Below are 14,214 nucleotides of genomic sequence, written 5' to 3'. Positions count from 1 at the left end.
AGCAAAAGTCGAAATCATGCCGCACCCTCGCGAATAGTACGAACGCTCCGGCCTGCACTCAAGAAACTCACCACGTTGTCGGTGCTCTCCGGATTGGATGACATGAGTAGCGCCTGCAACAGGCTAGGCTGCACACGCATCTCACGTGCCACAGCGGACTGCGGCACGCCGAAGTGCTCTTTCATTACCTTTAAGCTTTCGGAGATGACCTCAGGTTCTTCATTCGCAATCAGATGGTCCTCCGATTCCTGCACTGCTTCGCCATGGCGATTGAGCCCAACATACCCTGCTCTCGCCTGATCATCCGAAAACACACCAAGCTGCCGACCACGAAAAATGATCGCTGCCTTTGACAGCCCCCAACGCAACTTCAACTCGGATAAGCCCGGCCAGTTGAGACGCGTACCACGGATCGCTAGTCCGCATTCGCTGGCGAACGTGCTTCGCGGCAGTAGAAACGCGCTGGCAAAACGGTTGGCCTGCGTCTCGGTAAGCCGGTCGCCGGTCAAGACGCCAATGTGCAACGAAAAGTGCCCCAATTCGTGAGCAATGCCAAAGCGCTCACGACATGCCGAACGACCAGAGCTGTTCAACGCGATCAATGGCCGCTTTGTCGCGAACGAGACGGCATCGATTTCGGTTGCCAGGCCGTGCACCTTCATCACCACGGCGCCGGCGTTCTCCGCAATGCGCGTGACATTGCTCAGCGGACCCAGACCAAGACAAAAGAGCGAACGGAATTTTTCGGCGGCACGCTCGATCGTCTCGGGAGATTCCGGATCGGCCTCGCCCACTTGGTAGTGCGGCAGTTCGACGTGCTCATCCAGCACGCCTACCAAGCGCTTGAGCATTTCGCCTCGGGCGCGCGCGACCTGGCGCAACACCACCTTGGTCGTCAATTGCCGACGAAAGTGGCACTGCTCATCGGCAATCGGATTCGGGTCGAGGTGATAGAAAAACTCCGGCAGGACATCCAGTTCTTCGGCAAGCGAATTCTCAAGCGGAGCGGCAACTGATTCGGCACCGGTTTCAACACGACTTAGGAACTGCTTCGACACCCCGACCCGCTCCCCCAACTCTGTAAGCGACAGGTCGTGGAAGAGTCGGATGAGCCGAAGGTTCGTTCCAACGAAGTCGCTCATCGCACTGCTTCGGAGGCGGCATCGCCTTCGTCGCGTCGCTTCGGAGCCACCAGGGGCTTCGCCACGTCGACGGGTTGAGGCAACGTCTGCCGGCCTTCCACCCGCAAGACACGCACGGCATTCGACACCCAACGGCATGCGATCTCGCCGCTGGGCGTGAACCCAAGAAACTCGACCCGAGGTTCAGCAGCGCCGTCATGACCTCGATCGATGATGAAGCAGAAGCGGGCTGGCTCGCTATCGGTTACGAATTCCAGGAAGTCCATCTGATAGCGATTGACTGTCAGGACCGCGTCTTTCGACGGGTTCGACGGATCGTCGTTACTGAACCGGCAGGGCACCCCGCCAATGGTGAAAACCAGGTCGTTGTTGCTGTTCGGCAAGCCGAGCCACGCGTGCCTTGCCGATAGTACTTCCGCAATGATACGGTTTCTCTGTCGCCCGAAGGTTGTGCAACCTCGGGTATAGCCGTTATCGGCCGGACGGGACAGATCGTCTTCGGTCGCATAAAGCTCGTCCAGCAACCATTGAGACACGGTCTGCAGGCGATCAGAGGAAAGCTCGGGATTGAAGCTGGCGGGCGGCGGCAGAGTCATTTTGTGCACCTTTTTAAATTCGTCAACTTGATTTTCGTGCAATTTTTTAGATTCGTCAATCTTTTTCGCCAACATCGAGGTCGTAATACCGCTTGGTCGACTCTGCCCCGCGCGAGCCTTAAGTACTTGGTACTTGTAAAGTGTCAGAAGTATCATCATAATTCTAGCAGTCAGGAGATATCGCCATGCAGACCCTCGCCAAACAAGTTCTGGAGCACGCCACCGGAGCGCCGGAAGGCACGCCTTTGGTCGCCAAAGAGCTGTTGCACCTGGGTAATCGTGCAGCCGTGGATCAAGTGCTGTCCCGCCTAGTGCAGCGCGGCGCCCTATTGCGCGCCGGTCGCGGCATCTATGTCTTGCCCGTCGAAAGCCGCTTCGGGACCCGTGCGCCGTCGGCCGTCAAGATGGTCGAAGGCTTGGCAAACCAGCGCGGGGAAACCATCGTGTCGCACGGCGCCGCCGCCGCCAACGCACTAGGCCTGACCACGCAGGTGCCGATGCGAGCGGTCTATCTCACGTCCGGCCCTAGCCGCCGCTTAAAATTGGGCGCTCAGATGGTCGAGTTCCGACACGCGCCAATTTGGCAACTGATTTTTCCTGGGCGAGCTGCGGGCGAGGTGGTGCGGGCACTGGCTTGGCTAGGCCCTGAAAAAGCCGGGGAAGCGATCCGAAAGCTGCACGCCAAACTGCCACCGTCCGAGCTGAAAGAAGTCGCGTCGGCGCGGTCGCGCCTGCCGACCTGGATGGCCCAAGAGATCAGCGCCCTGATGACCCATGGCTGAGTTCTTCCAGCTTTCCGCCGCCGAACGCCTGGAGGCGCTCAACTTGGCAGCCAACACATCGGGCCTCCTGCCCCATCTACTGGAAAAAGACATCTGGGTGGTCTGGTCGCTGCGGCACCTCTTTGCCGGCCCCTACGCCGACCACTTGGTATTCAAGGGCGGCACGTCCTTGTCGAAGGCCTACGGTGTCATCCGACGCTTTTCCGAAGACGTGGACCTGACTTACGACATCCGCGCCATCGCCAGCGATCTAGTGGGCGATGCAGATGCGCCACTACCGACCAGCAAGAGCCAAGAGAAGAAATGGAGCAAGGAGATCCGTGCGCGCCTGGCGGACTGGGTCGGCGCCGAGATCGTGCCGCGTCTCAAGCGCGATCTTGAGCAAGATAATCTACCGGCAACCGTGCGGGCCGAGGGCGACAAAGTGTTCATCGACTACGCACCGCTGGTCACCGGCACCGGCTATGTCGCGCCCGCCGTCATGTTGGAGTTCGGCGCCCGCTCGACCGGCGAGCCCAGCGAACCACGCGCTATCCGCTGCGATGCGGCCGCTTATCTGCATGGGGTAGAGTTTCCCAGCCCGACACCACAGGTTATGCGCGCCGAGCGTACCTTCTGGGAGAAGGCTACGGCGATTCACGTTTTTTGCACGCAGGGCGAGTTTCGCGGTGGTGACCGCTTCGCGCGTCACTGGCACGACGTGACGAGACTGGATGCTGCCGGCTTCGCCGCCGCAGCCATCGCGGACAAAACCCTCGCCCGCGCGGTTGCCGACCACAAGAGCGTGTTCTTTGCAGAAAAGAACACGCACGGCGATGCCATCGACTATCACGCAGCGGTCGCAGGGGATCTCCAGCTTGTACCTGATGACGGCGCGTTGGCCAAATTGGCTACCGACTACCAACACATGGTCGATGACGGCTTATTCCTCGATGATGCCGAGCCATTTGAAGCTCTGATGGAGCGATGCCGGACAATACAGAACAAGGCCAATGCAAAGCAACCAGCTCAATGAAATTCAATTGAGAGACGCAGCTTTCGCTGCGCACAACACTTATACCAAGCAGAAATCCCATGGCCGATTTGTCCTCCATAGAGCGTCGCAAACTGGAACGACTGCTCCGCATGAGTGGCGGCTACGTGCTCGATTTCACGGATCGCACATTCAGCGAATTCTTCGAGGAGCACACGCGCCGTGACATCGATGCCGCTGTCTACCGCGAGCGTGGCACCTCCAAAGCCAACCGCCTGCGCGGATTCTGGATGGCCGAAGGAAACCACCTGGTCGGCAAAGTGATCCAGGCGCTGATCTTGTACGGTCAAGCTGAGAACTGTTTGGGCGACGAGCCAGGATTAACCGAACTGACCGACGATTGCTGGAAAATCGCCAGCCGCATGATGCACGACACATCTGTCGCCAAGCTGGACGCGCTGACCGCCACGGTCGACGAGCGCGACTTTGAAACGGTTGCTCAACACGTGCGCGAAGCCATCGAGAAAAACCAGCCCGAAGCGGCTTTGGATCGGTTGCATACGTTCGTCATCAAATATGTTCGCGCACTGTGCGAACAGCGTGGCGTCGAAGTCAACCGTGCATATTCGAGGCTTGCTTGCCGAATATGGGATTGTGATTCCCAAGGAGATTGGTCACATCGGCAAACGCGTGCCGAAGATTCTAGAAGATGGGGAGAACGGGTTGCCAGGCATCTTTCGGCAACTGATTGATCGGCTGGGGTCGAACCTTTAGGAACTCGATCGGCAGGTCAAGGAGTTGGAAGTGTGAAAGGTATTCTTGTACCGCTTCGCCAGCCGTCAGGTCAGTGATACACCATGCCCATCGATAATCAGATCGAACCCCCGCAGTCCTTTATGGCGATGTACATCACACCAGGACGCGATCGGCCCAATGCGCCGCAAGAAGTTGTCCTTGCCCGGTATGAGCAGTGCGAGGAGTTGGCTTGCGTGCTGACCGAGTACGCGCAGACACTCGCCTTCAAGGAAAACTTCTCCGAAACAGAAGTCCTAACCCGCTGCCATCAGGGCCTGCTTGCAGACTCTTCGAACTTCAGCGAGAAAGAAGCGCAGTGGGTTATTTGCAGGCTCGCCGAGCTACTTGGATGGGAAGCGCCGAGCTTCGATCAAGTCTGAACTTCCACACCTGATCAAGCCCGATGGGACTCCTCTTTCCCTGCTGAGGTGTACAAGAAATGCATTGGCTTGTTCACTTGTTGTTCTGGGTTGCGCGACTGCTTTCCCGGCCGGCGAATCAGAGATTCTTCAGAGCAGTTTCCAGCTGATGCCTGATCAGCATCTTCAGTGATTCCGGCGATTTAACCTGGACTTCCGGAACATGCCTGAGGACATCCATTGCCAGTTCGGTCGGATTGCTGAACGGAACCCGCAGATGGTATTGCCCCTCGTCATCGAACCAGCCTTTCTGTTCCGGATGCCAGGTTTCCTTGCTGACCCAGCGGGCGCGAGCCGGGCTGAAGAGCAACTCCGCCCATTCGAGTGTCTTTCCGGAGAAGATCCCGTAACCGGCGTCGAGTAACGCCTTCAGTTCATCTTCCGGCACCTCCATGGCGGCCTCGGTGCCGAGCCAGACGCCGCTGATCGCATCAAGACCGAAACTCCGTAGTTCATTGCGTAGATGGCACCAGGCATCGACATACCAGTTTTCCCGATAGTGGGTCAGGCGCTGCGGCGAGATTTCGCGGCGGATGGTTTCGTTGCGGCCCCGGTTGTGGTGATCGATGACGATGCGCCGGCGCTGCAGAACCGCAGTCGCGATCGGCGCAAAACACTCGGGCTCATAAGCACGGGCAGCCATGCGATGGATACGGACACGCTTTTCGACGGCATCGACCGGAATATCCTCGCGATCGAGCAACATGCGTAATCGGGTCAGCAAGGGCTCGATGTGCGGGGTCAGCAAACCGGGACTGAGGCTGGCCAGCAGTTCGCGCATGGTCAGCAGTGCATGAATTTCGGACGCCTTGAACCAGAGACCCGGGAGCTCGTATTTGTCGCCTACCGACTGCTTCCCCAGGCGGTAGCCCCCGAGGTCCCGATCCCAGACAATCGGCGCGTTGAGGCGATCGCGCAGATATTCGAGATCACGCTTGAAAGTTGCCAGCGAGACTTCAAGTTCTTCGAGGAAGGTATTGAGTGGCACGACCGGCCGGTCATTGAGCAGGCGGTCGATCCGGTAAAGCCGTTCTGTGCGATCCATTATCCAGTCTCTCTTATTTCGTTCGCGAAGCGCTGAAACAGTGAATCCTCAAGCACCACAAAGCGAACCTCGTGAACCCACTTCAGCAGTTTGCCAACCTGACGGGCGGTCTGCACCAGAATCGGCACGGCCCCTTCCGGCGGATAACTGAAAATCCCCATCGAGATCGCCGGCACGGCAATCCGCCGAACACAGTTTTCATCAGCGACCAGCAAGGTGTTGCGCATGGCGGCCGCGAGACTGCCCGGTGGGTCGGGGTCAAGGAAGTACCTTGGCCCGCGGGTGTGGATGATCAGGCGATTTGGCAGATCGAATCCCGGGGTGGCAATGGCCGCACCCAGGCCGAGCGGCGCCAGCAGGATAGTGCACGGCTCCAGGGCCGGACCCGCGGCCTGGTAGATGGCGCCGCATACCCCGGAGCCCGCGCGCAGGTTCTGGTTGGCGGAATTGACAATGGCGTCGCAGTCGACCTGCCTGACGATGTTGCCTTGGACGACGGTTATGAGGAAGTCGGAACGGGTCAAAGTGGCTGCCCTGCCCGCTGGTAGAGATCAGTCAGCACCTCGCACATCTCCTGCGGCAGATAGCCCCATCCGCGCTCGGCAATATCGTCGGGGATGCCGAACATGGCCTCGGCCACCCCGCCGACGATGGCGCCGATGGTGTCGCTGTCGCCGCCGATGGAGATGGCATTGCGGATCGCATCCTCAAAGCTGTCAGCCTCGAGAACACAGCTCAGAGCCTGGGGCACGGTGTCCTGACAGGTCTCGTTGAAACGGTAGCCGGGACGGATTTCGTCGATGGTTCGTGTCATGTTGTAGCCGAAAGTCTCGGCCACATAACCGCGAATGCCGGCCTGACTGGTGCCGGTGCGGGCCAGGACGACGGCTGCGGCGGTCGCTGCGGCGCCCTTCATGCCTTCCGGATGGTTATGGGTGACTTCGGTGGCCTTGTGTGCGAGGGAGATGGCATCCTCAAGCGAACTGGCGAGTAGGCCCGCCGGGGCAACCCGCATGGCGGCACCATTGCCATAGCTGTTATAAGGATCGAGGCTGTCCGAGCCGAGCCACAAGGCGAAGCTACTGCCCCAGCCGCCGTTTTCCCAATAGCGCTGGCCCCAGTCTTTCAGGGCAAGCGCCGGGTGGCGGTCATTCACCAGGGCATCGGCGATGGCCACCGTGCACACGGTATCGTCGGTGAAATATGCCCGGCGATGAAACAGGGGTTGAAAGTCCTTGGCCCGGTAGTTATTGAACTCGTAGATCGAACCGACGATATCGCCAATGATGGCTCCCAGCATATTCCTGTTCTTTCCTAGCAGCCTGTCGGACTTTCGCAAAAAATCATGCCATATGGGAATGGCACTTACTTAAGCTTTTTGGGATGTCCATTTTTCATGACGATAGCTTTGGCGAGATTACGTGGTTTGGTGAGCATTGGATAGGGTTTAGGTCGTCGTTTGACGGCGCGAGGCTCGATCCGGCCCGGTCGGTTACCGACCTGTTGTTGGGCGATTAAAACGAATAGTTCGCTGTGTATGTTGTGATGGCTGTGGCTCGCAAAGGGTGCCCAGGCGAGCCAGATTTGCACGGTATGCTTGAAGCTCAGTTGGCGCGGCAATCTGTGGGAGAGCATCGCAGCCTGAGCCATCATTAACCGAATCAGATTGTAGGCGAGCAGATAGACCCAGATTTCCTTGATCGCCATCGCAGGCGTCAGGCAACTCAGTCGTTCCATGCCGAGCGTGGTCTTGATGTTGCGCAGATCGAGTTCAACGTGCCAGCGATCCCGATAGAGCGATTTCAAGGCCGTCTTGTCGGTTTGTTTTGGGCAAAGCAATGTCGTCACCCGTGTCTTGCCACCGACCCGAAGCTCGCGTACGGTCAGACTCTCGGGGGCCTGATCGTAGTCGGCCTGAGGCATCCAGTCGGGTTTGCTGGCGGTTTTGGCAGCACGATCAGATGATCGCACTGCCCCAACTGCCGACCTCGGCAAAAATCGGTGGTGCGTTGCCGCGCGCCATTTTGTTCAAACACCGCATCAATGCACCGTTCGCGTAATGAGCAGAGGAGAAAATAGGTGGCGTAGAAGGCGTCGCCCAACAGTAAATCACCCTGCTCCAGAGAATCGAATATCGAACGCAGCAACGACTGCTCATCGCTGCCCTTGCCCCGACAGGAGCCGGTCGTGGCATTGAGTACCGCCCCGCTACCCAAACAAACGAGCCCAACGATCCGGCACTGCGGGAAACCCAGTCCCGGCTTCTGGCTCGTCGGTTGCGGGGAGACGACCTGATTGTCTGAGGTGTCGGGCATTACGACGGTCGTCCCGTCCACCAGACGGACGGGACGACCCCGCCAATGCCAAGCTGTCGGCGCCTGCGTGGCGACTCTTTGCCCCACGTGGCACGCCAGTGTACTGAGCATCTTCAAAGGCAAGCGCTTTCGCGCCCGGCAATAGGCGCCCGTGTGGGTGCTGCCCGGCACCAGGCCGCCAACCAGGCATTTGACCGCACGGTCATTGACTGCCTTCTGGCAGGAACGATCGGTGCTCAGCGCTTGGGCCAGAAACATCGACAACGTCTCCGTCGGGGGATATTGCCTTTCTAGGTGAGGCGGCAGTTCAGATTCCACGGCATCGAACAATTCCGGCCCCATCAACAGGTTGAAAAACGCATAGGCGTCGCTCTGGGCAGCGTGGGCCTTGACCGTTCGGTGTTGCTGTGCGCGTGTACTGCGGATAGGATGCATTTGGGCTGGCTCATCGTGGGCGGGTTGGGTATTTGGCGACGCCAACTTATCACGCGTCGATCCAGCCTGTTTCATCATTTGCATCAAAGAGTTGAATGTTAAGTAAGTGCCATTCATGCCATATGGGAAATGTGCCTAAAAATTAGGCAGATTTATTATTTTTACAGCGTTTTCGGATAAGCTTTTCATCAAAGCGCCGCCCAAAATTGCCGTAGGGACTGCAAGTTCCCTAAGCCCGACAGGCTGCTAGTGGCGGTTGATGCGCTGGGTCCGGTGACCGACGGTCACGACACAGCCCCGCGTGTCGATGACGGCATAGAGGTCGAGCGCCGGCTCGAGTTGCTTCAGAAGGCGGCTATCGGCTTCGCGGGCAATCCGTTCGCGACCCTTGCGGTTCAGATAGACGACCGTACAGCCCTGGTGGTCATGTTCCTTCTTGCCAAAACGGAACAGGAAGGAGATCGCCTGTTCCGGGATGCCGCGCTGCTGCATCCGGACTTGCGCATGGGGACTCATCGTTTGCGGGGTCATGGCATCTTCCTTTCGCTGATTGATGAACCCATTATGCCGCGCTCTCTAGCTCACCATGTGAGCCAGATGTTCATGCTAGCGCAATATGGGGGTCGATTTCCGGAAGAGTTGCCATGCGTCAGTGCCTTCATGCCGACAAATTTGAACCTGATACAGGCGAGCTCATTCTATGAGCCAGTCTCCCGATAATCTTCCGATCGTACAATTAACTTTCTGGAGACCCGGATATGCCCATGACCACCCTTCGTTCCGCATTCAGGCGCGTCGAGATTGCCTTTGAGCAATTCGCGCTCGGCCCCGACTGCCCTCCCCTGCAAGCCCAACCCGTCTGCAACCATCCGGTGTGGGAAGCCAGCCAGGAGATCTATCGGATCCCGGCAGTGTGGCGACGCAGCGAGCGGCGCGCTGTGGCCGTCAAGCACGATCGGAACTGAGCGGGAACGAGGCCTGTGGCCAGAGATCTCCGGGAGGGTGCGTTCATTCATGCACTTTAGAAAGGCAACTCCGCCTGAATACGGGTCGTGCTGACTTCCGCTTCTCCGAGTGGGACCAGACCGCTCGCCCTGATACCGAGCAGGCGGATTTTCTGGTCCAGCGGAACCCGCTTCAGGCATTCGCCCGCTGCCTTGCGGATCAGGACGCCATCACTGACACCGACAGGCAAGGTGACATCACGCGTGACCGCATGGAAATCCGAATAGCGCAATTTGATTCCCACAGTGCGGGTGACGTAGCCCTTGCGCTTAAGGTCATCGGCGACGCGCATGCAAAGGGAGGTAAAGACCTCGGACAGTGTGGCCCTGTCCTGTTTCGCATGGAGATCGTGCTCAAACGTGGTTTCCCTGCTGATCGACCGGGGTTCTGATTCGGTGACCACCGACCGGTTGTCCTGCCCATGGGCGACCGAGTGCAGCCAGGCACCGGTGCTTGCACCGAATTTCTCCACGAGAAACTCGGCTGATGCCGCTGCCAATTCGCCAATGGTGTTGATGCCAAGCCGGGTCAGTTTCTCCGTTGCCTTGGGGCCAATGCCGTTGATCTTCCTGGCCGGCAACGGCCAGATTCGGGTCGGGATGTCGTCCATGCAGAGAACAGTCAGGCCATTGGGCTTTTCCAGGTCGGAACTGATCTTTGACAGCAGTTTGTTTGGCGTTACGCCGATAGAACAACTGAGCCCCGTGGCTTCGAACACTACCGTCTTGATCCGCTGAGCGAGGAGTACGGTCTCCTCGTCAATCTCGCTGAGATCGATGTAGATTTCATCGATGCCGCGATCTTCGATCTTCGGCGCAATGCGCGAAACGGCTGCCTTGAGCAGGCGTGAGTAATGGCGATAAGCATCGAAGTTTGCAGGGAGCAGAATGGCATCCGGGGCGAGTTGCGCAGATTTCATCAATCCCATGCCAGAGAACACACCCAGCGCGCGCGCTTCGTAGGTTGACGTAGTAATGACACCGCGGCCGACGTAATCGCGAAGCCGGGCAAATCGCCGGGTCCCGTCGGCCTGTTCGACCGGCTGGTGCGTGCTGCGACCACCGACAACCACAGCCTGCCCGCGGAGTTCCGGATAGCGCAGCAGTTCGACGGAGGCAAAGAAGGCATCCATGTCGAGATGGGCGATACGTCGCTGACTGTTCATATTTACAGTATATCGGAATGACGGCGAATCTTCCTGTCTGCCTCGTGGTTATCCCCAGAATCTGTGGATAAGCCTGGGGCTTTGCTCAGCGTAGCATTCCCAGCGCACTGAATCTGCGGGACTTTTGTGAATCGCTCGAAAGTTGAGCACCTGCAAAATCCATTATTGGCGACTCGATCCTACCACGATGAACTTCACCAGCAAGCTCTGGACTCTCAAGCCGCGTGAACCACGAGCAACGTGATCGCTTGAAGCCAAGGCTCACCTGGTGAGCCATCAATAATCGATGATCGATAGCTTCTCAACGGATGGCGAAGCGAGAAGTTATCTGACACTTATTTTTGTCAGTGTATATGATATATTGCACTGACACATAACCCTGAACTGTCATGGACACCCTCCCCACCTACGGCTTCGATGAACTCTGCAGCCTGGTCGACCTCCCGGCCCGCACTGTTCGCTATTACATCCAGACCGGTCTCGTTGATCGTCCGGACGGGCTGAACCGCGGGGCGCGCTACACGGCACGCCATGTGGACCAGTTGCTGAGTGTCAAGAAATGGCAGGCCGCCGGTCTCTCGCTCGAACGGATCGGCGAACTGCTGCACGACGATGGCGCTGAACCACCACCGCGCCGCAAAGCGCCGGGGACGATCGAGGTCTGGAGCCGCCTGCAGGTGGCACACGGCATCGAACTCCAGGTCGAAGCCGGCGAAGCGGGTCTGACCCCGGAACAGTTACGCGCCCTCTTCCGTGGGGTGCTGCAGACGTATCAGGACATCAAGAACGAATCACCAGATAACAACCCGAAAAAAAAGGAAAACAGCAATGACTGACTTTGGCTTGAGCGCACGCAACTCATCGGAAACCATTGCCCTTCGCGGCGTGGACGTTAGTAGCCGGATCGCCGGACTGCTGGCGGAAACCACCGTGACCCAAAAGTACCGGAACGATACCGACGCCAATCTCGAACTGGCCTACACCTTCCCCCTGCCCGTTGGCGGCGTGCTGCTCTCATTCGCCGCCAGGGTTGGCGAGCGCCGCTACGAAGGTACGGTGATCCCGCGCAAGGAGGCCGAGGTCAAATACGAGGAGGCCATTTCAGAAGGCAATTCGGCATTCCGCCTGCAGGAAATCCGGTCCGGCATCTACAGCGCCACGCTCGGCAACGTGATGGCAGGGGAAGCCGTTGAAATCACGCTGACCTATGGCGAGACGCTCGCCTGGAACGGCAGCAGTATCCGCTACCGTCTGCCAACCGCACTGGCGCCCCGCTATGGCGAACCGGATGGGATGCAACCCTGGCAACGTCCAGTGTCCTCCTCGGGCTCTATCAGGCACTGGCTGAACATCCGAGCAATGACATGCTGGAAGAACCGTTCATCAAGCGGGTCGAAGCGGCAACCGTTGCCAATCCCGCCAATCCACTGCTGGTGGAGCGCTTCCGGGAACTTCTGGACACATTGTGGGGTGATGACGGCAGTTCCAGATACGACATTCCGGCATTTCTGAGAACGCATGTGGACTAGACGACCGCGGAAAGGACGCCGTACGTAGTTAGCGCCTGACACATTGGAAAATCACATTTCTATCTTCTGACTGACCCGAAAATGTCACATAACGATTCATCACTGTCCTGTAGATCCTGCGCATTTGGTCGCCGCTCCGATGCCTTGTGCGATATCCACGGAACCGCGATTACCAACACACTGGTCTGCCGCTCGTATCGCGCCCCTGGCCAAAACCACATGGAAGCCCGGGCTGAACATCCGCTACTGGAAAATCTGCACCCAGGCCTCGTCTATACGATAAAGGCTAACAAAGTCGGTGATGGTCAGGCTCTGAGTGCTTCGTTCAAAATTGAACCGATTCTCAGGAAGGAACCAGTTCCGAAGCTGGGTGATACCTTGGTGGAGTCCTACAACATCCAGGTTCGAAACATTGACGGCTCAGAATCCCCGGGGCGATTCGACTGCTATGAGAACGGCTTGGTGATTCTTGCCATGAAAGACATTCGTTATGGCAGCGAGAGCGCCGGGGATGTATTCCATGCACTGCTTGAGATACGGCAGCAGATGGAAATTGATGGACGAGATTGAGTCCCTAAACTGCTGTAAATCGGGTGGCAGGTAGCCACCGCTTCGATTCGGTAAACTGACGTTGCGAGACGATCGATAACCGAAGGAGAGAAGCGATGACTGGGTATGAGGTTAGCGTAGGAACGGACTTGCTGCCAGGGCTTTTAAACGGGCAGGACGGGCTGGCGAAACTGGTGGAAGCGGTGCTCAATCAAGTACTGGAGGCGCAGGTGACGGAAACGCTGGGGGCGACGCGGCACGAGCGCACGGACGAACGGGCCGGCTATCGCAACGGCTACCGGCCACGCACCCTTTACACGCGGGTTGGGCCGGTGACGCTGCTGGTGCCGCAGACGCGGGACGGCAGCTTTTCGACGGACATCTTCAAGCGCTACCAGCGGAGCGAGCAGGCCTTCGTTCTGGCGCTCATGGAAATGGTCGTGCACGGTGTCTCGACGCGCAAGGTCTCGGCGATCACCGAAGAGCTGTGCGGCGCCAGCTTCTCCAAATCGACGGTGAGCGCACTGTGCGCCGGACTGGAACCGCGGGTCAGCGCGTTCAACGAACGGCGGCTGGACGGCGAGTATCCCTTCGTGCTGGTCGATGCCCTGTTGATCAAGAGTCGGCAAGAAGATCGTGTGGTTTCGCGTGCCGTGCTGACCGTCTCAGGCATCCGCTCCGATGGCTTCCGGGAGATTCTGGGCGTGCGGATCGGCGACACCGAGAGCTTCGCCACCTGGGACGAGACCTTCCGCTGGCTCAGAGGGCGCGGCCTCAAGGGCACGCAGTTCATCATCTCGGACGACCACGGCGGCCTGCGTGAAGCGGCAGCGCGGCACTTTCAGGGGGCCAGCTGGCAACGCTGTCAGGTGCATCTGATGCGCAACATTCTGGGCCAATGCAACACCCGCCACCGCGCCGAGGTGGCAGCTGCCGTCAAGCTCGTGCTGCAGGCGCCCGATTTGGTCGAGGCCAAGCGCCGCCTGGCGGAATTCACCGAGCGCTTCGCCAAGAGCGCCCCCAAAGCGGTGGCCTGCCTCGAAGCAGGATTCGAGGATGCCATGGCGGTAATGGTCTTGCCCGAGAAGTATCGCAAGCGGCTACGCACAACGAACATGCAGGAGCGGCTCAACGAGGAAATTCGCCGGCGGGAGCGCGTGATCCGCATCTTCCCCAACGACGAGTCCGCCTTGCGCCTGATCGGCGCTCTGCTGGCCGAACAGAACGAGGCTTGGCAGGAACGGAAGTACCTCGACATGGATGAATTCAAGGAGTGGGCGGCTTCCCGCGCCGCAGCTAGCGAGGGCAACAACGTTGTTGCCCTCGCTAGCTGAAAACCATTCGTCATTCATCGGATCGAAGAGTATTTACAGCAGATTTTGGACTTGACTCTCGGGCGCCAGGGGCGTAAGGGAGCATTCTTGTCTTTCTCTTATTGTTCGTACGCTTCCCGGATGGCAGCTA

Annotated in this window: 17 protein-coding genes and 2 pseudogenes; 9 read left to right on the top strand and 10 right to left on the bottom strand. The window is 58.6% G+C overall.

Features of this window, described 5'->3' with window-relative positions; genetic code table 11:
• Positions 1–14 precede the first annotated feature (14 nt).
• On the bottom strand, positions 15–1,142 hold the full coding sequence (locus tag IPP03_00480; protein MBL0351256.1) for an ImmA/IrrE family metallo-endopeptidase: 1,128 nt from the start codon (positions 1,140–1,142) through the stop codon (positions 15–17).
• On the bottom strand, positions 1,139–1,813 hold the full coding sequence (locus tag IPP03_00475) for a hypothetical protein (GenBank protein MBL0351255.1): 675 nt from the start codon (positions 1,811–1,813) through the stop codon (positions 1,139–1,141). Before IPP03_00475 ends, IPP03_00480 begins: the two co-directional genes overlap by 4 nt.
• Before the next feature lie 110 nt (positions 1,814–1,923).
• On the opposite strand from IPP03_00475, the gene IPP03_00470 reads away from it, so the two are divergent.
• Both IPP03_00470 and IPP03_00465 read left to right on the top strand, forming a co-directional pair.
• Positions 1,924–2,520 carry a hypothetical protein gene (locus IPP03_00470; protein MBL0351254.1) on the top strand — a complete coding sequence of 199 codons (597 nt, stop codon included), beginning with the start codon at positions 1,924–1,926 and terminating at the stop codon, positions 2,518–2,520.
• Positions 2,513–3,535 (top strand): nucleotidyl transferase AbiEii/AbiGii toxin family protein, encoded by a 1,023-nt coding sequence (locus tag IPP03_00465; protein ID MBL0351253.1) that lies wholly within the window; start codon positions 2,513–2,515, stop codon positions 3,533–3,535. The genes IPP03_00470 and IPP03_00465 overlap by 8 nt, the downstream gene beginning before the upstream one ends.
• On the opposite strand, the gene IPP03_00460 is transcribed toward IPP03_00465, so the two are convergent.
• Entirely contained in the window at positions 3,529–3,843 is a 315-nt protein-coding gene (locus IPP03_00460) for a hypothetical protein (protein ID MBL0351252.1), read from the bottom strand. The genes IPP03_00465 and IPP03_00460 overlap by 7 nt on opposite strands.
• 30 nt (positions 3,844–3,873) lie before the next feature.
• On the bottom strand, positions 3,874–4,053 hold the full coding sequence (locus tag IPP03_00455) for a hypothetical protein (protein MBL0351251.1): 180 nt from the start codon (positions 4,051–4,053) through the stop codon (positions 3,874–3,876).
• A 64-nt stretch (positions 4,054–4,117) separates the two neighbouring features.
• Between IPP03_00455 and IPP03_00450 the strand changes: the two are divergent.
• Positions 4,118–4,300: pseudogene (locus tag IPP03_00450) on the top strand (IS110 family transposase).
• 50 nt (positions 4,301–4,350) lie between these two features.
• Entirely contained in the window at positions 4,351–4,668 is a 318-nt protein-coding gene (locus IPP03_00445; GenBank protein MBL0351250.1) for an ATPase with chaperone activity, read from the top strand.
• A 118-nt stretch (positions 4,669–4,786) separates the two neighbouring features.
• Here IPP03_00445 and IPP03_00440 read toward each other — a convergent pair whose 3' ends face one another.
• From IPP03_00440 to IPP03_00420, 5 genes and pseudogenes are all read right to left on the bottom strand, one after another.
• Entirely contained in the window at positions 4,787–5,752 is a 966-nt protein-coding gene (locus IPP03_00440) for a WYL domain-containing protein (protein MBL0351249.1), read from the bottom strand.
• Positions 5,752–6,276, bottom strand: coding sequence for a macro domain-containing protein (locus IPP03_00435; GenBank protein ID MBL0351248.1), 525 nt, complete (start codon positions 6,274–6,276; stop codon positions 5,752–5,754). Before IPP03_00435 ends, IPP03_00440 begins: the two co-directional genes overlap by 1 nt.
• Complete coding sequence (locus tag IPP03_00430) at positions 6,273–7,052, bottom strand: ADP-ribosylglycohydrolase family protein (protein ID MBL0351247.1); 780 nt, start codon at positions 7,050–7,052, stop codon at positions 6,273–6,275. The genes IPP03_00435 and IPP03_00430 overlap by 4 nt, the downstream gene beginning before the upstream one ends.
• Before the next feature lie 65 nt (positions 7,053–7,117).
• Positions 7,118–8,502 (bottom strand): annotated as a pseudogene (locus tag IPP03_00425) (IS4 family transposase).
• Positions 8,503–8,748: 246 nt separating this feature from the next.
• Positions 8,749–9,033 carry a hypothetical protein gene (locus IPP03_00420; protein ID MBL0351246.1) on the bottom strand — a complete coding sequence of 95 codons (285 nt, stop codon included), beginning with the start codon at positions 9,031–9,033 and terminating at the stop codon, positions 8,749–8,751.
• 233 nt (positions 9,034–9,266) lie between these two features.
• Here IPP03_00420 and IPP03_00415 point away from each other — a divergent pair, with 233 nt between their 5' ends.
• Positions 9,267–9,467, top strand: a complete 201-nt coding sequence (locus IPP03_00415; protein ID MBL0351245.1) for a hypothetical protein — start codon at positions 9,267–9,269, stop codon at positions 9,465–9,467.
• Between the two features lie 56 nt (positions 9,468–9,523).
• On the opposite strand, the gene dinB is transcribed toward IPP03_00415, so the two are convergent.
• Positions 9,524–10,672, bottom strand: coding sequence for a DNA polymerase IV (dinB, locus tag IPP03_00410; GenBank protein ID MBL0351244.1), 1,149 nt, complete (start codon positions 10,670–10,672; stop codon positions 9,524–9,526).
• Between the two features lie 389 nt (positions 10,673–11,061).
• Here dinB and IPP03_00405 point away from each other — a divergent pair, with 389 nt between their 5' ends.
• The 4 genes from IPP03_00405 to IPP03_00390 all read left to right on the top strand — a co-directional run bounded on the left by IPP03_00405 (position 11,062) and on the right by IPP03_00390 (position 14,084).
• Complete coding sequence (locus IPP03_00405) at positions 11,062–11,508, top strand: MerR family transcriptional regulator (protein MBL0351243.1); 447 nt, start codon at positions 11,062–11,064, stop codon at positions 11,506–11,508.
• Positions 11,501–12,184: a hypothetical protein gene (locus tag IPP03_00400; GenBank protein MBL0351242.1), complete on the top strand. Its 684-nt coding sequence runs from the start codon at positions 11,501–11,503 to the stop codon at positions 12,182–12,184. Before IPP03_00405 ends, IPP03_00400 begins: the two co-directional genes overlap by 8 nt.
• A gap of 98 nt (positions 12,185–12,282) precedes the next feature.
• Positions 12,283–12,771, top strand: a complete 489-nt coding sequence (locus IPP03_00395; GenBank protein ID MBL0351241.1) for a hypothetical protein — start codon at positions 12,283–12,285, stop codon at positions 12,769–12,771.
• A gap of 95 nt (positions 12,772–12,866) precedes the next feature.
• Positions 12,867–14,084: an IS256 family transposase gene (locus IPP03_00390; protein MBL0351240.1), complete on the top strand. Its 1,218-nt coding sequence runs from the start codon at positions 12,867–12,869 to the stop codon at positions 14,082–14,084.
• Positions 14,085–14,214 lie beyond the last annotated feature (130 nt).

Source organism: Candidatus Dechloromonas phosphoritropha (assembly GCA_016722705.1).
Taxonomy (GTDB): Bacteria; Pseudomonadota; Gammaproteobacteria; order Burkholderiales; family Rhodocyclaceae; genus Azonexus; species Azonexus phosphoritrophus.
This window is presented reverse-complemented; position numbering and strand designations above follow the sequence as displayed.